At 66.6% G+C, this 18,233-nt stretch carries 22 protein-coding genes and 1 tRNA gene; 7 read left to right on the top strand and 16 right to left on the bottom strand.

Features of this window, described 5'->3' with window-relative positions:
* Nucleotides 1-13 precede the first annotated feature (13 nt).
* Nucleotides 14-97, bottom strand: a tRNA-Leu gene (locus Ga0080574_RS17000).
* 47 nt (nt 98-144) lie between these two features.
* A complete protein-coding gene (locus Ga0080574_RS16995) occupies nt 145-633 on the bottom strand; it encodes an Lrp/AsnC family transcriptional regulator (RefSeq protein WP_076702508.1) in 489 nt (162 codons plus the stop codon).
* A 105-nt stretch (nt 634-738) separates the two neighbouring features.
* Between Ga0080574_RS16995 and putA the strand changes: the two genes are divergently transcribed.
* From putA to Ga0080574_RS16980, 3 genes are all read left to right on the top strand, one after another.
* Nucleotides 739-4,173 (top strand): bifunctional proline dehydrogenase/L-glutamate gamma-semialdehyde dehydrogenase PutA, encoded by a 3,435-nt coding sequence (gene putA / locus Ga0080574_RS16990; protein ID WP_076702505.1) that lies wholly within the window; start codon nt 739-741, stop codon nt 4,171-4,173.
* 77 nt (nt 4,174-4,250) lie between these two features.
* Nucleotides 4,251-4,994: a rhomboid family intramembrane serine protease gene (locus Ga0080574_RS16985; RefSeq protein ID WP_076702501.1), complete on the top strand. Its 744-nt coding sequence runs from the start codon at nt 4,251-4,253 to the stop codon at nt 4,992-4,994.
* Nucleotides 4,991-5,359, top strand: a complete 369-nt coding sequence (locus Ga0080574_RS16980; RefSeq protein ID WP_076702498.1) for a GFA family protein — start codon at nt 4,991-4,993, stop codon at nt 5,357-5,359. The genes Ga0080574_RS16985 and Ga0080574_RS16980 overlap by 4 nt, the downstream gene beginning before the upstream one ends.
* 137 nt (nt 5,360-5,496) lie before the next feature.
* On the opposite strand, the gene Ga0080574_RS16975 is transcribed toward Ga0080574_RS16980, so the two are convergent.
* The 4 genes from Ga0080574_RS16975 to Ga0080574_RS16960 all read right to left on the bottom strand — a co-directional run bounded on the left by Ga0080574_RS16975 (nt 5,497) and on the right by Ga0080574_RS16960 (nt 8,508).
* Nucleotides 5,497-6,288, bottom strand: coding sequence for an inositol monophosphatase family protein (locus Ga0080574_RS16975; protein WP_076702494.1), 792 nt, complete (start codon nt 6,286-6,288; stop codon nt 5,497-5,499).
* A 79-nt stretch (nt 6,289-6,367) separates the two neighbouring features.
* Nucleotides 6,368-6,697 carry a hypothetical protein gene (locus Ga0080574_RS16970; RefSeq protein WP_076702490.1) on the bottom strand — a complete coding sequence of 110 codons (330 nt, stop codon included), beginning with the start codon at nt 6,695-6,697 and terminating at the stop codon, nt 6,368-6,370.
* A gap of 164 nt (nt 6,698-6,861) precedes the next feature.
* Complete coding sequence (locus Ga0080574_RS16965) at nt 6,862-7,263, bottom strand: hypothetical protein (protein ID WP_076702487.1); 402 nt, start codon at nt 7,261-7,263, stop codon at nt 6,862-6,864.
* Nucleotides 7,264-7,305: 42 nt separating this feature from the next.
* The gene (locus Ga0080574_RS16960; RefSeq protein ID WP_076702484.1) at nt 7,306-8,508 is read right to left on the bottom strand and encodes a pyridoxal phosphate-dependent aminotransferase; all 1,203 of its coding nucleotides are present in this window, start codon (nt 8,506-8,508) and stop codon (nt 7,306-7,308) included.
* 108 nt (nt 8,509-8,616) lie between these two features.
* Between Ga0080574_RS16960 and Ga0080574_RS16955 the strand changes: the two genes are divergently transcribed.
* The 3 genes from Ga0080574_RS16955 (at nt 8,617) to Ga0080574_RS16945 (ending at nt 9,869) form a co-directional block, all read left to right on the top strand.
* On the top strand, nt 8,617-9,012 hold the full coding sequence (locus Ga0080574_RS16955) for a helix-turn-helix domain-containing protein (RefSeq protein WP_076702480.1): 396 nt from the start codon (nt 8,617-8,619) through the stop codon (nt 9,010-9,012).
* Nucleotides 9,009-9,269 (top strand): succinate dehydrogenase assembly factor 2, encoded by a 261-nt coding sequence (locus Ga0080574_RS16950; protein WP_076702476.1) that lies wholly within the window; start codon nt 9,009-9,011, stop codon nt 9,267-9,269. Before Ga0080574_RS16955 ends, Ga0080574_RS16950 begins: the two co-directional genes overlap by 4 nt.
* A 102-nt stretch (nt 9,270-9,371) precedes the next feature.
* Complete coding sequence (locus tag Ga0080574_RS16945; RefSeq protein ID WP_076702473.1) at nt 9,372-9,869, top strand: MarR family winged helix-turn-helix transcriptional regulator; 498 nt, start codon at nt 9,372-9,374, stop codon at nt 9,867-9,869.
* A 70-nt stretch (nt 9,870-9,939) separates the two neighbouring features.
* Here the strand turns inward: Ga0080574_RS16945 and Ga0080574_RS25980 are convergent, their stop codons facing one another.
* The 10 genes from Ga0080574_RS25980 to ureC form a co-directional block, all read right to left on the bottom strand.
* Entirely contained in the window at nt 9,940-10,098 is a 159-nt protein-coding gene (locus tag Ga0080574_RS25980; protein ID WP_156876388.1) for a hypothetical protein, read from the bottom strand.
* Nucleotides 10,099-10,216: 118 nt separating this feature from the next.
* The gene (locus tag Ga0080574_RS16940) at nt 10,217-10,918 is read right to left on the bottom strand and encodes a DUF1194 domain-containing protein (protein ID WP_076702470.1); all 702 of its coding nucleotides are present in this window, start codon (nt 10,916-10,918) and stop codon (nt 10,217-10,219) included.
* On the bottom strand, nt 10,912-11,346 hold the full coding sequence (locus tag Ga0080574_RS16935) for a VOC family protein (protein WP_076702466.1): 435 nt from the start codon (nt 11,344-11,346) through the stop codon (nt 10,912-10,914). The genes Ga0080574_RS16940 and Ga0080574_RS16935 overlap by 7 nt, the downstream gene beginning before the upstream one ends.
* 112 nt (nt 11,347-11,458) lie before the next feature.
* Nucleotides 11,459-12,373 (bottom strand): FAD-dependent thymidylate synthase, encoded by a 915-nt coding sequence (gene thyX, locus Ga0080574_RS16930; protein ID WP_076702462.1) that lies wholly within the window; start codon nt 12,371-12,373, stop codon nt 11,459-11,461.
* A 116-nt stretch (nt 12,374-12,489) separates the two neighbouring features.
* A complete protein-coding gene (ureG, locus tag Ga0080574_RS16925; RefSeq protein ID WP_076702459.1) occupies nt 12,490-13,122 on the bottom strand; it encodes an urease accessory protein UreG in 633 nt (210 codons plus the stop codon).
* Nucleotides 13,123-13,133: 11 nt separating this feature from the next.
* Nucleotides 13,134-13,769: an urease accessory protein UreF gene (locus Ga0080574_RS16920; RefSeq protein WP_076702455.1), complete on the bottom strand. Its 636-nt coding sequence runs from the start codon at nt 13,767-13,769 to the stop codon at nt 13,134-13,136.
* Complete coding sequence (locus Ga0080574_RS16915) at nt 13,759-14,313, bottom strand: urease accessory protein UreE (RefSeq protein WP_076702451.1); 555 nt, start codon at nt 14,311-14,313, stop codon at nt 13,759-13,761. Before Ga0080574_RS16915 ends, Ga0080574_RS16920 begins: the two co-directional genes overlap by 11 nt.
* Before the next feature lie 139 nt (nt 14,314-14,452).
* On the bottom strand, nt 14,453-14,668 hold the full coding sequence (locus Ga0080574_RS16910; RefSeq protein ID WP_076702447.1) for a DUF1127 domain-containing protein: 216 nt from the start codon (nt 14,666-14,668) through the stop codon (nt 14,453-14,455).
* 147 nt (nt 14,669-14,815) lie between these two features.
* Nucleotides 14,816-15,403 (bottom strand): hypothetical protein, encoded by a 588-nt coding sequence (locus Ga0080574_RS16905; protein WP_076702444.1) that lies wholly within the window; start codon nt 15,401-15,403, stop codon nt 14,816-14,818.
* A gap of 22 nt (nt 15,404-15,425) precedes the next feature.
* Complete coding sequence (ureC, locus tag Ga0080574_RS16900) at nt 15,426-17,174, bottom strand: urease subunit alpha (protein ID WP_076702441.1); 1,749 nt, start codon at nt 17,172-17,174, stop codon at nt 15,426-15,428.
* Between the two features lie 150 nt (nt 17,175-17,324).
* Between ureC and Ga0080574_RS16895 the strand changes: the two genes are divergently transcribed.
* Nucleotides 17,325-18,170, top strand: coding sequence for a c-type cytochrome (locus Ga0080574_RS16895; RefSeq protein ID WP_076702437.1), 846 nt, complete (start codon nt 17,325-17,327; stop codon nt 18,168-18,170).
* Nucleotides 18,171-18,233 lie beyond the last annotated feature (63 nt).

Genomic DNA, 18,233 nt, shown 5'->3' with positions numbered 1-18,233 from the left:
TTTAAAATCAATTTGGTACCCGCGGCCGGACTCGAACCGGCACGCCCGAAGGCTGGGGATTTTAAGTCCCCTGTGTCTACCATTCCACCACGCGGGCCCGGGCTCTCTCTTGCCGGAATTTCACAGGCTTGACCAGAGCGCAGCTCACCCCTCGCCGCCCGGCGGCTGGGCCAGCCCGTCCTCCTTGACCGCCTGCATCGCCACATAGGTCGAGGTGGTCGAGACATGCGGCAGGGTCGAGATCTTTTCCGCCAGAACCCGGCGGTAGCTGCGCATGTCGGCGGTGCGGACCTTGAGCAGGTAATCGAAATTGCCCGCGATCAGATGCACCTGCTCGATCTCGGGGATCGCCGCCACCGCCGCGTTGAACTCTCCCAGCGAGGTCTCGCGCGTATCCAGCATCCGCACCTCGACAAAGGCCACATGATCGAGCCCCAGACGGATCGGGTCGAGAATGGCGCGATAACCGCGGATCACCCCCAGCTCCTCCAGCCGCCGCAGCCGCGCCTGTGTGGGGCTTTTGGACAGGCCGATGCGCCGGGCTAGTTCAGTAATGGAGATGCGGCCGTCACCGGCGAGCGTGGTCAGAATCGCGCGGTCGAACCGGTCGAATTCCTCGAAGTCGTCTTGCATGGGGTTTCCCGTGTTTTTCGGTCGGTTCGGATAGCGCTTTGCCAGCAATAAGGCAAATCGACTTCGGACACCACTGTACATTGGGGAAAATCACCGGAGATCATCATGCCCAAGGATATCGCCCCCGCCCTGCGCGAGCAGATCGACCTCAACACCTATGCCGACGAGGCTGCCACCGTTGCGCGGCTGCGCGAGCAGGCGGCCTTGTCGCCCCAAGACCGCGCCGCCATCGGCAACCGCGCGGCCGGGCTCGTGCGCGATATCCGCGGCAGCTCCCGGCCCGGGCTGATGGAGGTCTTCCTTGCCGAATACGGGCTCTCGACCGACGAGGGCATCGCGCTCATGTGTCTGGCCGAGGCGCTGCTGCGCGTGCCCGATGCCGAGACCATCGACGCGCTGATCGAGGACAAGATCGCGCCTTCGGATTGGGGCCGTCACATGGGCCGCTCGACCTCGCCGCTGGTCAACGCCTCGACCTGGGCGCTGATGCTCACCGGCAAGGTGCTGGACCCGGCGCAGCGCCCCGGCCCCGCCGGTCATCTGCGCAACGCCATGAAGCGGCTGGGCGAGCCGGTGATCCGCACCGCAGTGGGCCGCGCGATGAAGGAGATGGGCGCGCAGTTCGTGCTGGGCGAGACGATCCAGAAGGCGATGAAGCGCGGCAGCGCGATGGAGGAGAAGGGCTATACCTACAGCTACGACATGCTGGGCGAGGCCGCGCGCACCGAGGCCGATGCGCTGCGCTATCTCGACGCCTATTCCAGGGCCATCGACGCCATCGCGGGCGCCGCCAGGGCCTCCGACATCCGCGACAATCCCGGCATCTCGGTCAAGCTCTCGGCGCTTTTCGCCCGCTACGAGGAAGGCCAGCGCGACGAGGTCATGGCGGTGTTGGTGCCGCGTCTCAGGCAGCTTTGCGAGCAGGCAAAGGCCGCCAATATCGGGCTCAATATCGACGCCGAGGAGGCCGACCGCCTGTCGCTCTCGCTGGATGTGATCGGCGCCGCCTTCGCCGCCCCCTCGCTGGCGGGCTGGGACGGGTTCGGCGTGGTGGTACAGGCTTTCGGCCTGCGCGCCGCCGAGACGCTCGACTGGCTCCATGCGCTGGCCGAGGCGCATGACCGTCGCATCATGGTCCGGCTGGTCAAGGGCGCCTATTGGGACACCGAGATCAAGCGCGCGCAGGTGATGGGGCTCGAAGGCTTCCCGGTCTTCACCTCCAAGGCGCATAGCGACATCTCCTATATCGCCAATGCCCGCAAGCTGCTGGGCATGACCGACCGGATCTATCCGCAATTCGCCACCCATAACGCGCATACGGTGGCGGCGGTGCTGCATATGGCCGGTGACAAGAGCGCGTTCGAATTCCAGCGCCTGCACGGCATGGGCGAGGTGCTGCACGAGCTGGTGCACAAGGCCGAGGGCACCCGCTGCCGGATCTACGCGCCGGTGGGGGCGCATCGCGATCTGCTGGCCTATCTGGTGCGGCGGCTGCTGGAGAACGGCGCCAACTCCTCCTTCGTCAACCAGATCGTCGACGAGGAGGTGCCGCCGGAGGTGGTCGCCGCCGATCCGTTCGAGACGACCGACACCCGCCCCCTCGCCCGTGGTCCAGAACTGTTTGCGCCCGAGCGGGTGAATTCCAAGGGGTTCGATCTGACGCACCGCCCGACCCTGGGGGCCATCGACGCGGCGCGCGCGCCGTTCCGCGATCATGTCTGGACGGTGGCGCCGATCACCGCCGAGGAGGCGCCGCACGGGGCCGAGGAGGCGCTGGAGAACCCCGCCGATCCCGCCGACAGCCCGGGCAGGGTCACCTGGGCCACACCCGCAACCGTCGCCATCGCCGCCGCCGCCGCCCGCCCCTGGGAGGCGCCTGCCGCCGCGCGCGCAGCCGCCCTCAACGCCGCCGCCGATCTCTACGAGGCGCATTTCGGCGAGATCTTCGCCATGCTGCACCGCGAGGCCGGCAAGACCCAGCTCGACGCGGTGGCCGAGCTGCGCGAGGCGGTGGATTTCCTGCGCTACTACGCCGCCCGCGCGCTCGACAATGACGCACCGCCTCAGGGCGTCTTTGCCTGCATCTCGCCGTGGAACTTCCCGCTGGCGATCTTCACCGGCCAGATCGCCGCAGCGCTCGCCACCGGCAACGCGGTGCTGGCGAAACCCGCCGAGCAGACGCCGCTCATCGCCTGGCGCGCAGTGCAGCTCCTGCATCAGGCCGGCGTGCCCGCCTCCGCGCTGCAACTGCTGCCCGGCGCCGGCGAGGTGGGCGCGGCCCTGACCTCCGAGCCACATGTCACCGGCGTCGCCTTCACCGGCTCCACCGAGACCGCGCAGATCATCCATCGCTCCATCGCCACCCATCTCGCCCCCGGCACGCCGTTCATCGCCGAGACCGGCGGGCTCAACGCGATGATCGTCGACAGCACCGCGCTTCCCGAACAGGCGGTGCGTGCCATCGTCGAATCCGCCTTCCAGTCGGCGGGCCAGCGCTGCTCGGCGCTGCGCTGCCTCTATGTGCAGGAGGATATCGCGCCGCCTTTCATGGAGATGCTGACCGGCGCCATGGAGGCGTTGCGCCCCGGCCAGCCCTGGGATCTCTCCACCGATCTCGGCCCGGTGATCGACGCCGAGGCGCATGCGGGCATCGCCGCCTATGTAGAGGCCGCCCGCGCCGACGGACGCCTGCTGAAACAGACCGAGGTGCCGTCAGAGGGCCATTTCATCGCCCCTGCCCTCATCAAGGTGAACGGCATCGCCGATCTGGAGCGCGAGATCTTCGGCCCGGTGCTGCATATCGCCACCTTCAAATCCGAAGAGCTCGACGCGGTGATCGACGCCATCAACGCCACCGGTTACGGGCTCACCTTCGGGCTGCAAACCCGCATCGACGACCGGGTGCAGCATGTGACCGAGCGCGTCGAGGCCGGCAATCTCTACGTCAACCGCAACCAGATCGGCGCGATCGTCGGCAGCCAGCCCTTCGGCGGCGAAGGGCTCTCGGGCACCGGGCCAAAGGCCGGCGGGCCGCTCTATTGCGACCGCTTCCGCAGCCATGCCCATGCCGGGCCGGTGGGCTCCTGGTCGACCCACGACCTGCCCGACCGGCTGAGCGCGGCCCTTGCGGCGGCGGGCCACGCGCCCGGCCCGGTGACGACCGAGCTGCCCGGCCCCACCGGCGAGGCCAACCAGTACACCACGCTGGCCCGCCCGCCGGTGCTCTGCCTCGGCCCCGGCTCGGACTGCGCCGCCGCCCAGGCGGAGGCGATCCGCAAGCTCGGCGGCGTCGCCGTGGTCTCGCACGGCAAGGTGGCGCCCGAAGCGCTGGCGACCCTCACCGATATCTCGGCGGCGATCTGGTGGGGCGACGCCGACAGCGCCCGCGCCTATCGCCGCGCGCTCGCCGAGCGCAAGGGTCCGATCCTGACGCTGATCACCGGCACCCCCGACCGCGGCCATGCCCGCGCCGAGCGCCATGTCTGCATCGACACCACCGCCTCGGGCGGCAACGCGGCGCTGCTCGGCGGCAATATGTAAGCGCCCGGGCGCGGCCCCGCGCCGCGCCCGCATCGGCGGCCCTTGACGCCGGACGAAACCGCGCCAAGCTACAGGCGATGTTTCCGATCCGCGATCACAACCCCTCGGGCCGCACGCCCTATGTCACCTACGGGCTGATCGTGGCGAATATTCTCATATTCCTCAGCTACTGGTCGCTGTTCCAGCAACCGCGCGCGCTCAATGCCTTCTTCTACGACTGGGCGCTGATCCCGGCGCTGGTGAGCGAGGGCGGCGGGCTGACCGGCATGCTCACCTCGATGTTCCTGCATGGCGGCGTGGCGCATCTGGCGGGCAATATGCTGTTCCTGTTCATCTTCGGCGACAATATCGAGGACGAGATGGGGCATCTGCGCTTCCTCGGCTTCTACCTCGCCTGCGGCCTTTTGGCGGCGCTCACCCATTACCTCGCCGCGCCCTTCTCACCGGTGCCGACGGTCGGGGCCTCCGGCGCCATCGCCGGCGTGATGGGCGGCTATCTGCTGCTCTTCCCGCGTGCCCGGGTCGATATCCTGGTGATCCTGATCGTCTTCTTCAAGATCCTGCCCATCCCCGCCTGGATCGTGCTGGCGGTGTGGTTCGCGCTTCAGGTCTTCGGCGGGGTCGGCAGCGCGGCCGACGGCAGCGGCGTCGCCTATTGGGCGCATCTGGGCGGCTTTGTCGCGGGGCTGCTGCTGACCGTGCCGGTCTGGCTGCGGCGCGGCGGGCCGCGCTACTGGAACCGCACGCAAGGCCACCCGCCCCACCCGGCGGCGCGCTATACCGACACCACAACCATTCCCAAGATCGGACGCAGACGATGACCGAGCCCCTGAAAGCCACCTGCCATTGCGGTGCCGTCGAGCTGCGCGTGACGCTCTCGGACGGGCTCAACACCGCCCGGCGCTGCGACTGCTCCTATTGCCGCCGCCGCGGCGCTGCCGTGGTCTCTGCCCCGCTGGACGGGCTGGAGGTGGTGAAGGGCGCCGAAACGCTGACGCTCTACCAGTTCGGCACGATGACCGCGAAGCACTATTTCTGCTCGGTCTGCGGCAATTACATGTATCACCAGCGCCGCTCGAACCCGAACGAATACGGGGTCAATATGGGCGCCATCGAAGGCGTGAACCCGGCGGAGTACGAGCCGATCCGCTGGGAAGACGGCGTCAACCACCCCTCCGACCGCTGAGCCCGCGGCACGCGACGGACGCCCTCCGGCGGGCGTGTTCGTCAAAGAAAAGACGCCAAGAGCTGCGCACTGCCCCTGGCGTCTTCTCTTTTGAAATACGCAAAACCTCCCGACCGCGCCGCCGGGGGCCGCGCCGGTCAGCTCTCGCGGATCACCTTGGCGAAGCTGTCGAAGATCGCATTGTTGGCGCAGAGGATCGTGCCCGCCTCAAGCGGCGCCTGCCCCTCGCGGACCGCGTCGACCAGCGCGCCGGCCTCCTGCGCGATGAGATAGCCCGCGGCGATGTCCCAGAGGTTCAGCTCGCGCTCCCAGTAGCCATCGTAGCGGCCCGCCGCCACGTAGGCGAGATCCAGCGCCGCCGCCCCCCAGCGCCGCACACCGGCGCATTCCGGCATCAGCCGGGCGAGATCCTTCAGCGTCGCCGGCAGGGTCTTTTTCGCGGCAAAGGGCACGCCGGTGGCAAAGATCGCCTCGATCATCCGCGACCGCCCCGAGACCCGCAGCCGGCGGGAATCGTTGAGCCAGGCGCCATTGCCCTTCTCGGCATAGAACATCTCGTCCTTGGCCGGGTCGAAGACCACGCCGGCGACGATCTGGCCCTTGTGCTCCAGCGCGATGGAGATCGCCCAGTGCGGCAGCCCGTGCAGAAAGTTGGTGGTGCCGTCGAGCGGATCGACGATCCAGCGGCGCGTCGGATCGGCGCCGTCCTGGCCGCCGCCCTCCTCGCCGAGCCAGCCATAGGTCGGCCGCGCGCCCAGCAGCTCTTCCTTGAGGATCGCCTCGGCGGCGATATCGGCCTTGCTGACGAAATCGCCCGCGCCCTTCATCGAGACCTGAAGGTTCTCGACCTCGCGGAAATCCTTCACCAGCGAGCGGCCCGCCTTGCGCGCCGCCTTGATCATGATGTTGAGATTGGCACTGCCCTGCATGGTCGGATCCCCGGAAATGGTTCAGGCCGCGCGTATACGCGGCCTCTCCGGTTTTGCCAAGGGCCCGAAGGCGCCGGAATTACTTGTAGACGACGCCCTTTTCGCCCTCGGGCGCATAGGCGCGGGGCATGTAGGATTTGGCCGGCGCGCTCTTCTTGATCGTCTTGCGGGCATAGGAGGCCGGATTGTAGTAGGTGCCCGCCGTCGGCACGCCGCAGCAGATCACGCCGCCGATGATCACCGGCTGTTTGCCGGCGGGGCAGTAATTGGCCGACGGATAGGCCTGCACCAGCGGCTGGCGGCTGGGATCGGCGGTGGCATCGCCCATATACATGTCGCCCCAGGCCATGGCCTGCGAGGCGGAAATCGACAGAGCCGCGGCGGCGGCGAGAAAAACGGATGCGCGCATGGTGTCCCCCGAGAAACCGAAGTGATCGGAAATTATTCTTCGCCGCAGCGTAGCAGTCCCGCCTTTTAAGTCAATGAATTGTCCGGATTCCCGCGTATCGTTTCCGTTTTGCGCACAGCGCCCCGAAAATGCCTCGATTGGCATGCGAAATCCGGCACCTAAGCTCAGTCTTTCGTCAGACGCTCGGCCTTTTTGCGCACGAGCACAGAGCGCAGATCATGCATCGCCAGCAAGAGATCGTCGGTCACCGCGTCGAGCTGGTCGTCGCTGGCGCGCGACTGCGCCCATTGCGCGGTCATGTTGAGATGGTCGATGGCGCGGTGGATATCGTCGATATCGCGCAGGGCGAGCAGCGCTTTGCGCTCGCTCATCCAGGACCGGATCGCCGCGAGATCGGCCTCGCTCAGCGCCCGGTCACCATGCGGCTTGATCTCGTCGCGGTTGAGATTGACCACGGCGATCTGATCCATCTCGATCCGTCGCTGACGATTCTCCAGATCGACACGGAACACCAGCGCGCCATTGTCGCGCACCCGAAAGTAATATTCCGGCAATTCACCCGCCATACCTCGCTCCATTCGGTTACGGAAACCGGCCCGGAGGCCGGCTTATACCAGCCCCTCGCAGAAGGCCGCGATGCGGTTGCAGGCCTCTTCCAGCGCCGCGTCGGAGGTCGCGTAGGAGATGCGGAAATTGGGCGAGAGGCCAAAGGCCGCGCCGAACACCACCGCGACACCCGCCTCTTCGAGCAGCGCCCTGGCGAAGGTCTCGTCATTCTCGATGAGCGTGCCGCCGGCCGAAGTCTTGCCCAGCAGCCCGGCGATCGACGGGTAGACGTAGAACGCGCCCTCCGGGGTCGGGCACTCGATCCCCTCGATGGCGTTCAGCGCCGAAACCACCAGATTGCGGCGGCGTTTGAAGACCTCGACCCATTCAACGAGGAAGTCCTGCGGCCGGGTCAGCGCCTCGACCGCCGCCCACTGGCTGATCGAGCAGGGGTTGGTGGTCGATTGCGACTGGATCTTGCGCATCGCCGCGATAAGCTCCTTCGGCCCGCCGGCATAGCCGATGCGCCAGCCGGTCATGGCATAGGCCTTGGAGACGCCGTTGCAGGTCAGCGTGCGGTCGTAGAGCGCCGGCTCCACCTGCGCGGGGGTGCAGAATTCGAACCCGTCATAGGCCAGATGCTCGTACATGTCGTCGGTCATCACCCAGACATGCGGGTGCCGCATCAGCACATCGGTCAGCGCTTTCAGCTCGGCGCGGGAATAGCCGGCGCCGGTGGGGTTCGACGGCGAGTTGAACAGGAACCACTTGGTTTTCGGCGTGATCGCCGCTTCCAGCATCTCGGGCGTGATCTTGTAACCGAGCTCGGGCTTGCCCTCGACGATCACCGGCGTACCCTGCCCGAGCAGCACCATGTCGGGATAGCTCACCCAGTAGGGCGCCGGGATGATCACCTCGTCGCCGGGGTTCAGCGTTGCCATGAAGGCATTGTAGAGAACCTGCTTGCCGCCGGTGGAGACGCTGATCTGCGCGGGCTCGTAATCGAGCCCGTTCTCGCGCTTGAACTTGGCGCAGATCGCCTGTTTCAGCTCGATGATCCCGTCCGGCGCGGTGTATTTCGTTTTTCCCGCATGGATGGCCGCAATCGCCGCCTCCTTGATATTGTCGGGCGTGTCAAAATCGGGCTCGCCGGCACCGAGTCCAATGACATCCTTGCCCTGCGCCTTCAGCTCGTTGGCGAGCTGGGTGACGGCCACCGTGGGCGAGGGTTTCACACGGGCGAGGGTATCGGAGAGAAAAGCCATGGGGGCACCGTTTGAATTGGGGTCCCGACTGTCATAGGGTGCGCCCAGCACCCGTTCAAGCGGCTTCCACCGCGAGGGAAACGGCCCGGGAGGCCGGAGGAGAGCGAGATGAACGACACAACAGACTGGTACGGCCCCGACGCCGCCACCTTCGGCGACCGCATTGCGGCCTCGCGCGAGGCCGCGGGCATGGGCCAGGAGAAACTGGCGCGGCGCATGGGCATCAAGCTCAAGACGCTTCAGGGCTGGGAAAACGATCTCTCGGAGCCCCGCGCCAACAAGTTGCAGATGCTGGCCGGGCTGCTCAACGTGTCGATGGGCTGGCTGCTCACCGGCGAGGGCGAGGGGCTCGCGGCGCCCGAGGGCGATGGCGGCACCCTGCCCGCGGATATCAACGAGGCGCTGCTGGAGATCCGCGCGCTCAAGACCCAGATCCAGACCGCCGGCGACCGGCTGGGACGGCTGGAAAAGACCCTGCGCCAGCTGCTGAAGGAAGAGGCATGAGCGAAACTCCGGAACACCGCCTGAAACGGCTGTCGATGCGTTCCATGCGGCGCGGCATCAAGGAGATGGACATCATCCTCATGCGCTATTCCGAGGCGAAGCTGGCGCAGATGGATGCGGCGCAGCTCGACGCTTACGAGGCGCTGCTGGAGGAGAACGACCAGGATCTCTATCAGTGGGTTTCGGGCCAGCGCCCGGCGCCCGATGCCCTGCGCGGGCTGATTGACGATATCGCCACGACCGCCTGCAACCGCTGACGCGCGGAAATCTGCGGTTTTCCAAGTATCTTAGGCGATTTAACCGATTGTTCGTCTTTTTGCCGCAAACCTGCCTGTCAACGAATACAGGCGGAGACGGTTATGAGCATTCATGCCTCCATGGGAAACAGGCCGCTCAGCGGCTACATGGCCGGGTACCTTGAAACGCTGTCCCTGGTCGAGCGGCTGCACCGGCTGCTGCTCGACGTGATCAAGGACGAGTTCGAGCGCACCGGGGTTATCGAGATCAACGCGGTGCAGGCGCTGCTCCTCTACAATATCGGCGATAACGAGGTGACGGCGGGCGAGTTGAAATCGCGCGGCTACTATCAGGGCAGCAATGTCAGCTACAATCTCAAGAAGCTGGTCGAGATGGGCTATATGCACCACCAGCGCTGCGAGATTGACCGACGCTCGGTACGGGTGCGGCTGACCGCTCAGGGGCGCGAGGTGCGCGACATGGTGCAATCGCTGTTCGAACGCCACTCCGAGGGCCTGGAAGGGCGCAACATGATCGATCTCGACGGGCTCGATGTCATCAACACCTCGCTGCGCCGGCTCGAACGGTTCTGGACCGATCAGATCAGATATATCTACTGACCCCGCAGACCGGCCCGCCGCCCCCTCCTCCAAGGCGGCAGGCCGGTTGCGCGATCCGTCCTTGAACGGCTCAGCGCCCCGGGGCGCCCGCGATCAGAAGCCGCCGGCGGATCGGACGTGTCTCACGCCCTTCCGCCCGGCGCGTCAGCGACGCGGCGCATAGAACAATGCTCACGGCTGGCGCCATGATCAGCAAACCCAGAAACAGGCCGATCGAGAAATTCAGCATGTGGTGTCCTCCCTGAAGGAGGAGCCTAGCACGGATTCGCAGCGACACAATGCCGCATCAGACCTCCCGCGACAACCCGATCGGTGCAGCGCACCTCACAAGGCACTGCGGCAACGGGTCAAGGCCGTAGCACACCCACGATCATGTCATTGAGTTCGCGGAACAATTTCAGAGTCATCGCGCGGCGAAAATCCTCATAGCCCTCGGCCACCTCGACAAAGGCGCCCGGGCCATGCGCCACCTCTCCGCGAAAATAGTCCACCACGCGCGGATCGGACCCCAGCACCGCCAGCCCGTTCACCACCACGCCCTGAAAGGGGAAATGTGCATAAGCCTGCTGCGGGCGGAACCCGTCATTGGTGATGCCGTCGCCGGAGACGTCGATCACCTTGCGCCCGCAGGGCGGCGCCTGCTCCAGCAACCCGGCCCCGTAGCCCAGCGCATAGCCCATCGCGGTGGGAAACCGGTTGTAGCTGCGTGGCGCGGCAAGGATCGTGCCCACCGCCTGGTTCAGCGCATCCTCATCGGAGAGCAGGATCCAGTCGAGCAGCAGCGTCGACTGCCGCCGACCGCTCCATTCATAGACCGACAGCGCGACATGCCCCTCGCCTTCGAGGATCGAGCGCTTGACGTCCGGGTCCGACAGCGCCGCCGCCAGCCCCTGTTTTTGCAGCCGGTATTCGCTGTCATCCACCGAGGACGACACATCGAGCGCCAGCAGCAGCGCCAGCCGGCAGCCCTCGGCCCGCGCCGCGCCCGGAAGAAGCGTCAGCGCCACAACGGCCAGCGCCGCGAGCCGGAGGGCGGCGGCCCTTACCAATGGCCTGTATTTTCCATGCTCGCCCAGGGCTCCTGCGGCGGCAGCGCATCGCCCTGCTGCAAGAGCTCGATCGACACATTGTCGGGCGAGCGCACAAAGGCCATATGCCCGTCGCGCGGCGGCCGGTTGATGGTCACGCCATTGTCCATGAGCGTCTGACACATCTCGTAGATATCCGGCACGGTATAGGCGAGATGGCCGAAATGCCGCGAATCCGAGGGCAGCCCCTCGTCGCCGTCCCAGTTATAGGTCAGCTCCACATCCGCGGTGCCGTCATCCTGTTCCGGCGGGCAGAGGAAAACCAGGGTGAAGCGGCCCTTTTCGCTTTCGCTGCGGCGGCGCTCCTTCAGCCCGAGAAGCTTGTAGAATGCGAGAGATTTTTCCAGGTCCTTCACGCGGACCATGGTGTGCAGATACCGGATGCCCATGTGACACCTCCTTACGGTCTTTCCTAGAAACCTAGACAGCCCGGCGCAGATGTCGAGAGCGCCGCGCCGTCAGATCGTCCCGGGACCGCGGAAGGAGGGATGCGGCGCCTCTTCAGGCCTCGCCGTCGAGCACCGCCTTGAACTCGCGCCACTCGCCCTTGGACATGCCGGAGCTTTCCTGCGTGACCTCTTCGCCCTTGAGCATCCGGCGCACACAGTCGAGCGCGCTGCGCGAGAGCTGCGCGCCGCCCATGCGGTAATCCTCGAAGGCGCGATAGGCAAAGGGCACCCAGTCCTTGACCATCTCGCAGATCGCATCCGCATAGACGCGGATCTCGTATTGCGCATGGGCATCGGCGCGCAGGCGCAGGAAATGCAGCAGGTTGTGCAGATCCACCTTCCAGTACCACTGGGTGTAGATATTCGCCGGCAGGTTCATCCGCGCCAGCTCGCGCGCGAGCCCCTGCTGGCCCTCGGTCGAGATCATCTCTTCGTAATGGTCGTAGCTGCGCATCGCGTCGTCGCGCAGGTAGCGCAGCACGCGCTCGGCCTCTTCGCCCGAAAGCGCGGCGCCCCGGCCCTGGTTGTTGACCTCGGACTGCGCCGCCAGATGCTCGGGCGCGGGGACATAGAATTCCCGATCGAGGATCGAATAGCGGGCGGAATATTCGTTCACATTGGCGGTGCGGTGACGGATCCACTGCCGCGCCACAAAGATCGGCAGCTTCACATGCAGCTTGACCTCGCACATCTCGAACGGGGTCGAGTGCCAGTGCCGCATCAGGTAGCGGATCAGCCCCTCGTCATTGCTGACCGATTTGGTGCCCTTGCCATAGGAAACCCGCGCCGCCTGACAGATCGCCGCGTCGTCGCCCATGTAATCGACCACCCGCACAAAGCCGTGGTCGAGCACCGGCTGAGCGGTATAGAGATGCGCCTCCATGCCCTCGGACACGGCGCGCAGGGTCGGCTGCGGAGCGGCGCGCTGCGCGTCGATTTCGGCCTGCTGTTCGGGGCTGAGCGGCATGAACGAATCCCTTTCCGGTAACTGAGTCGGCGCGACTATATCTTGTCGCGCCACCGGCAGGAACGCCAAGATGAGGTGGCGCCATATGGCATCACCCTCACCGATGGCCTGTCGCGCTACTCGGCGGCTTCGACCAGGGGCAGCCCGCCGATCTGCGCCAGCAGCGTGACGACCTCGTCCACCCCCTGCCCCTGGCGCAGCGAGGCAAAGACAAAGGGCCGCCCGGCGCGCATCTTTGTCGCGTCGCGCTCCATCACGTCGAGCGAGGCGCCCACATAAGGCGCGAGATCGGTCTTGTTGATCACCAGGATGTCGGATTTGGTGATCGCCGGCCCGCCCTTGCGCGGGATCTCCTCGCCGGCGGCGGTGTCGATCACATAGATCGTCACGTCGGCCAGTTCCGGCGAGAAGGTCGCCGAGAGGTTGTCGCCCCCGGATTCGATCAGGATCAGGTCGAGATCGGGGAAAGCCGCGTTCAGCTCGGCAATGGCGGCAAGGTTGATCGAGGCATCCTCGCGGATCGCGGTATGCGGGCAGCCGCCGGTCTCCACCCCCTTGATGCGGTCGAGCGGCAGCACCTGCTGGCGCATCAGTTCCTCGGCATCCTCGCGGGTGTAGATGTCGTTGGTGACCACCGCCATGGACAGCCGGTCGCGCAGCGCCCGGGCGAGCGCCGCGGTCAGCGTGGTCTTGCCGGCGCCCACCGGGCCGCCGAGGCCCACGCGCAAAGGTCCGTTCGGGGATGCCATCTTTACCTCCGTTACGATCTGAAGAGCCGCGAATAGAGCATGTCGTGGCGCTGGCTGGCAATGTCGATCAGCGGTGCGAAGCCACCGACCTCGTCGAGATCCGCCGCTTCCGCCTGTTTTGCCAGCGCCGCGCAGAGCGGCGCCAGCGCCGCCACCACGCGCTGGCCCTCGGTCTGGCCGAGCGGCACCAGACGCACGCCGGCGCTCGCGAGGTTGGAGGCAAAGGCCAGAAGGTAGAGCCGCAGCGCCTCCGCCAGCGGCAGTTCCAGCGCCCGCACCGCGCGCCCGACCGCCACGGGATAGGGGGATGGCGGGATCTCCAGCCCCCAGACCTCCGAAACCGTCGCGGCAAAGGCATTTCCCTGCTGCTCAGTCTCCAGCCGCCGCTCGGCGGAGGGCGAGAGCGCGCGGCCCAGCTCGGAGAGCGTTTCCGGATCCGCGCCCCGTGCCGCCTGAGCCATCAGCACCGCGTCCGACCAGCCGGCACCGTGGCGCAGCACCGCCTCCAGCCAGGCCAGCAGGCTGTCGGCATCGCCCACCTGCCCCGCCTGCACCACGGTTTCGAGCCCGTGGGAATAGGCGAAGGCCCCGACCGGGAAGGCCGGAGAGAAGAGCTGGTGCAGGGTCAGCGCCGCGTCAGTGCTCATGCGTATGCGGGTGCGATCCGTGGCTATGGGCATGGCTGTGGCTGTGCCCGTGGCCGTCGTCGTGGCTATGCGCCTCGGGCCCGTGGCTGTGCGAATGGTCGTGCCCGTGGGTGCGGCCATGGCCATAGGCGCCGCCCTCGGGGGTAAAGGGCTCGTCGACCTCCGCCACCGTGGCGCCGATCTTTTCCAGCATGTCGCGGATCACATGGTCGCGCTGGATCAGCAGCCGGCCCTGTTCGATCTGGCAGGGGGTGTGGCGGTTGCCGATATGCCAGGCGATGCGCGGCAGATCGGCGCCGGTCACCGCCAGCAGCGGCTCCTCCGCCGCCTCCACCGCCACGGCGCGCCCGTCGGTGAGCCGGAACGCATCGCCATGATCGAGGCTTTCGGTATGGGCGAGATCGACCAGAAACCCCTGCCCCGACGCCGCCTTCAGCACCTTGCGGCGCAGGAACCGGTCCTCATAGCTCAGCCGGACGGTGTCGGCGGCATCGTCCCAGAGGCCCTTGCGGAGGATTTCGTGGCTGGTGGGCAGCGTGGTCATGTCTCGGCTCCTTTCGCGCGGCGCGGGGGCCGCAAAACAGAGAAGGCCACGCCCCGGATCTCACCGGGTGCGTGGCCTTGGCAGGTTGGAACGGCGCCCGCGTCAGCGCGCGCGGCGATCCGGAAACTCGGACGCAGGATCAGACGTAGAACAGATCCTGGAAAACGTGGCGCACGATGTCTTCGCGGCGCAGGCCCTTTTCGGCCAGCTCGGCGTCGGACAGACGCTGAAGCGCTTCGACGCGTTTCAGGCGCGGGTTCGACTCGCCGATGGCGACGAACATGTGACCGATCGCGTGCAGAACGCGCGAGAAAAACGGTGCTTCGTGATGATGTACGGCGCTTTGAAATGCCATGGGAAACCTTCCTTCCGATGTTTAGGTCCCCTCCCACGGCCAATAGGTAAGCGATCCTGCCCGACTCCACAAATGCTGCAACTGCAAAGTCGCGTTTCGCTGAGCGCATAGGTAGATGGTTTAACTTTGAACTACCTTTGACCGCCATCAGTGCACCGCCTCGATGCCGGTGTAGTCGTAGCGGTCCTCGCCCTCCCGGTCGGCAATGCGCGACAGGTAGGAGAGGCCGAGCTCCGGCAGCCAGTTGACGAATTCCACCGTGTCCAGCGGATCGGGCCGGTAGGACTGGATGACCGGGATCATATCATAGCTGCAATCGCCGAAGCTGACCCGGCTGAGCGGCCCGAAACTGTAGATCTGCACCTCGTGCTCGCTGCCCCAGGCGGCGGTCACCTCGACATCCGCCGTCCAGCCGCCCTCGGGCTCGGGCAGCGGCATCTCTTCCGGTGCGCGCCCGAAATCGTAGCGCATCAGCCCGTCCGGCACCGGCTCGCCGTCCTGCGTCTCGCCATAGGCCAGCACATACATGCCGCGCCCCAGCAGCACATGGCTCTCGGCGTTCTCCTCCGCGTAGTGATAGACCGAGCGCACCGTCTGCGCGTCCTCGCGCCGGAACAGCTCGGTATCGCCGCCCGCCAGGTGAAACAGGATCCCGGTGTCGAGATCCGCCGCCGTCGGACAGTCGGCCGATGCCACCGAGGGCAGCGCCAGCAGGCAGAGGAACAGCCGTGTCATGCGAAGCGCGCCTGTTGTCGGATCAGAACAGGAAATAGCGCTGCGCCATCGGCAGCTCAGTCGCCGGCTCGCAGGTCAGCAGCTCGCCATCGGCGCGCACCTCGTAGGTCTCGGGATGCACCTCGATCTCCGGCGTGGCGTCGTTCAGGACCAGATCCTTCTTGCCGATGCCGCGGGTATTGCGCACCGCAAGCGTCTGCTTGGCGATGCCCAGCGTCTCGCCGATACCCTCGGCCTGCGCCGCCTCGGAGACGAAGATCACCGCCGAGTTTTCGACCGAACGGCCATAGGCGCCGAACATGGGGCGCGAATAGACCGGCTGCGGCGTCGGGATCGAGGCGTTGGGGTCGCCCATCTGCGCACAGACGATGGTGCCGCCCATCAGCACCATTTCCGGCTTCACTCCGAAAAACGCCGGGTTCCACAGCACCAGATCGGCGCGCTTGCCCTCTTCGACAGAGCCGATGTGCTGGCTGATGCCATGGGCGATGGCCGGGTTGATGGTGTATTTCGCCACATAGCGGCGGACACGGAAATTGTCGTTGTCGCCGGTCTCCTCGGCGAGCTTGCCGCGCTGCTTCTTCATCTTGTCAGCGGTCTGCCAGGTGCGGATGATCACCTCGCCCACCCGGCCCATGGCCTGGCTGTCCGACGCGATGATCGAAAACGCGCCCATGTCGTGCAGGATGTCCTCGGCGGCGATGGTCTCGCGCCGGATGCGGCTTTCGGCAAAGGCCACATCCTCGGGGATCGACTTGTCGAGATGGTGGCAGACCATGAGCATGTCGAGATGCTCTTCCAGCGTGTTGCCGGTATAGGGCCGCGTCGGGTTGGTGGAGCTGGGCAGGACGAACTCCTCACCGCAGATCTTGATGATGTCGGGCGCATGGCCGCCGCCGGCGCCTTCGGTGTGGAAGGCGTGAATGGTACGGCCCTTCATGGCGGCGACGGTGTTCTCGACAAATCCGCTCTCGTTGAGCGTGTCGGTGTGGATCATCACCTGCACGTCCATGTCGTCGGCGACGCTCAGGCAGGTGTCGATGGCGCCGGGGGTGGTGCCCCAGTCCTCGTGCAGCTTGAGACAGCAGGCGCCGGCCTTGATCTGCTCGGCCAGTGCCAGCGGCAGCGAGGCGTTGCCCTTGCCGGCAAAGGCGAGGTTCATCGGGAAGGCATCGGCGGCCTGCATCATCCGCCCGATATGCCAGGCGCCCGGCGTGCAGGTGGTGGCCAGCGTGCCATGCGCGGGGCCGGTGCCGCCGCCCAGCATGGTGGTGAGGCCGGAATGCAGCGCGTCCTCGATCTGCTGCGGGCAGATGAAGTGGATATGGCTGTCCATGCCGCCGGCGGTGAGGATGCGCCCCTCGCCCGCGATGACCTCGGTGCCCGGACCGACGACGATGTTCACGCCGGGCTGGGTGTCGGGGTTGCCGGCCTTGCCGATCTTGTGGATGCGCCCGTCGCGCAGGCCGACATCGGCCTTGTAGATGCCGCTATGGTCGACGATCAGCGCATTGGTGATCACCGTATCGACGGCGCCGTCTGCGCGGGTGGTCTGCGACTGGCCCATGCCGTCGCGGATCACCTTGCCGCCGCCGAACTTCACCTCCTCGCCATAGACCGGCCCGTTACCGCCACCGGCGGCGCCCACCAGCTCGGCGGTCAGGTCGCGTTCGACCTCGATGATCAGATCGGTATCAGCGAGCCGCAGCCTGTCCCCGGTGGTGGGACCGAACATGGCGGCATAATCGGCGCGTGAGATCGTGGCTGGCATATCGTCGTCTTTCCTCGGCTGTCAGCTCCGGCGCCCGCCGCTTGACCCTGCGTCAATTTTTGTCGCCAGGCGGGACGGAGCTGATAAGATGAGTTTCGCGTATCTGTTTTGTTTTACACTTTTAATTGCATCTCTCAGGGGAGACACATCATGAAGTTGAAGGCGTTCGCGACGTCGGTCGCCAGCCTCGGCAGCCTTGCCGTGGCAGCCACCGCAGAGCCGGATCTGGCGCGCGGCGAATATCTCGTTCGGGGGCCGGCGGGCTGCGGCAATTGCCACACGCCGCTGGGCCCGGACGGGCCGGTGCCGGGCATGGAGCTGGCCGGACGGCTGGTCGACAAGAACCCGGTCTTCACGGCCTATGCGCCCAATATCACCCCCGCGAGCCGCATCGCGGACTGGAGCGATGCAGAGCTGGCGCGCGCGATCCGCGAGGGGCTGCGGCCCGACGGCTCGCTGATCGGGCCGCCGATGCCCTTTGCCATGTATCGTGGGCTGGGCGACGACGATCTTGCCTCGATCGTCGCCTTCCTGCGCACGCTGGCGCCGGTGGAGAACGAGGTGCCGCCTTCCGAATACAACATCCCCCTGCCCCCGGCTTACGGCCCGCCGGTCGAGACCGTGACCGCGCCGCCGCAGGGCGTCACGGTGGCATACGGCGCCTATCTCGCCGGCCCGGTCGCGCATTGCATGGAGTGTCACTCGCCGATGGGCCCGCAAGGCCCGATGACCGACCCGGCGCATCTCGGACAGGGCGGGTTCGAATTCCACGGCCCCTGGGGCACCTCCATCGCCGCCAACCTCACCAGCCACGAGGACGGTCTGGCGGGCTACAGCGACGCCGAGCTGAAAGCGATGATCGCGGAGGGCAAGCGGACCGACGGCAGCGAGATGCTGCCACCCATGCCCTATGGCTATCTCGCCGGGATGACGCCCGAGGATCTCGACGCGGTCATCCTCTACCTGCGCAGCCTGCCGCCGCTGCCCGACGCCTGACATGTGCCCCGTCGCGCCCTTCGGGGCGCGGCGGGAACTCGGCGGCGTGGCAGGGCAAAGGCG

The sequence above is a fragment of the Salipiger abyssi genome (assembly GCF_001975705.1).
Taxonomy (GTDB): domain Bacteria; phylum Pseudomonadota; class Alphaproteobacteria; order Rhodobacterales; family Rhodobacteraceae; genus Salipiger; species Salipiger abyssi.
This window is presented reverse-complemented; position numbering and strand designations above follow the sequence as displayed.

Coding starts and splice junctions, on each gene's coding strand:
- Ga0080574_RS16995 (WP_076702508.1), bottom strand. CDS start 633: ATGCAAGACGACTTCGAGGAATTCGACCGGTTCGACCGCGCGATTCTG.
- putA (WP_076702505.1), top strand. CDS start 739: ATGCCCAAGGATATCGCCCCCGCCCTGCGCGAGCAGATCGACCTCAAC.
- Ga0080574_RS16985 (WP_076702501.1), top strand. CDS start 4,251: ATGTTTCCGATCCGCGATCACAACCCCTCGGGCCGCACGCCCTATGTC.
- Ga0080574_RS16980 (WP_076702498.1), top strand. CDS start 4,991: ATGACCGAGCCCCTGAAAGCCACCTGCCATTGCGGTGCCGTCGAGCTG.
- Ga0080574_RS16975 (WP_076702494.1), bottom strand. CDS start 6,288: ATGCAGGGCAGTGCCAATCTCAACATCATGATCAAGGCGGCGCGCAAG.
- Ga0080574_RS16970 (WP_076702490.1), bottom strand. CDS start 6,697: ATGCGCGCATCCGTTTTTCTCGCCGCCGCCGCGGCTCTGTCGATTTCC.
- Ga0080574_RS16965 (WP_076702487.1), bottom strand. CDS start 7,263: ATGGCGGGTGAATTGCCGGAATATTACTTTCGGGTGCGCGACAATGGC.
- Ga0080574_RS16960 (WP_076702484.1), bottom strand. CDS start 8,508: ATGGCTTTTCTCTCCGATACCCTCGCCCGTGTGAAACCCTCGCCCACG.
- Ga0080574_RS16955 (WP_076702480.1), top strand. CDS start 8,617: ATGAACGACACAACAGACTGGTACGGCCCCGACGCCGCCACCTTCGGC.
- Ga0080574_RS16950 (WP_076702476.1), top strand. CDS start 9,009: ATGAGCGAAACTCCGGAACACCGCCTGAAACGGCTGTCGATGCGTTCC.
- Ga0080574_RS16945 (WP_076702473.1), top strand. CDS start 9,372: ATGAGCATTCATGCCTCCATGGGAAACAGGCCGCTCAGCGGCTACATG.
- Ga0080574_RS25980 (WP_156876388.1), bottom strand. CDS start 10,098: ATGCTGAATTTCTCGATCGGCCTGTTTCTGGGTTTGCTGATCATGGCG.
- Ga0080574_RS16935 (WP_076702466.1), bottom strand. CDS start 11,346: ATGGGCATCCGGTATCTGCACACCATGGTCCGCGTGAAGGACCTGGAA.
- thyX (WP_076702462.1), bottom strand. CDS start 12,373: ATGCCGCTCAGCCCCGAACAGCAGGCCGAAATCGACGCGCAGCGCGCC.
- ureG (WP_076702459.1), bottom strand. CDS start 13,122: ATGGCATCCCCGAACGGACCTTTGCGCGTGGGCCTCGGCGGCCCGGTG.
- Ga0080574_RS16920 (WP_076702455.1), bottom strand. CDS start 13,769: ATGAGCACTGACGCGGCGCTGACCCTGCACCAGCTCTTCTCTCCGGCC.
- Ga0080574_RS16915 (WP_076702451.1), bottom strand. CDS start 14,313: ATGACCACGCTGCCCACCAGCCACGAAATCCTCCGCAAGGGCCTCTGG.
- Ga0080574_RS16910 (WP_076702447.1), bottom strand. CDS start 14,668: ATGGCATTTCAAAGCGCCGTACATCATCACGAAGCACCGTTTTTCTCG.
- Ga0080574_RS16905 (WP_076702444.1), bottom strand. CDS start 15,403: ATGACACGGCTGTTCCTCTGCCTGCTGGCGCTGCCCTCGGTGGCATCG.
- ureC (WP_076702441.1), bottom strand. CDS start 17,174: ATGCCAGCCACGATCTCACGCGCCGATTATGCCGCCATGTTCGGTCCC.
- Ga0080574_RS16895 (WP_076702437.1), top strand. CDS start 17,325: ATGAAGTTGAAGGCGTTCGCGACGTCGGTCGCCAGCCTCGGCAGCCTT.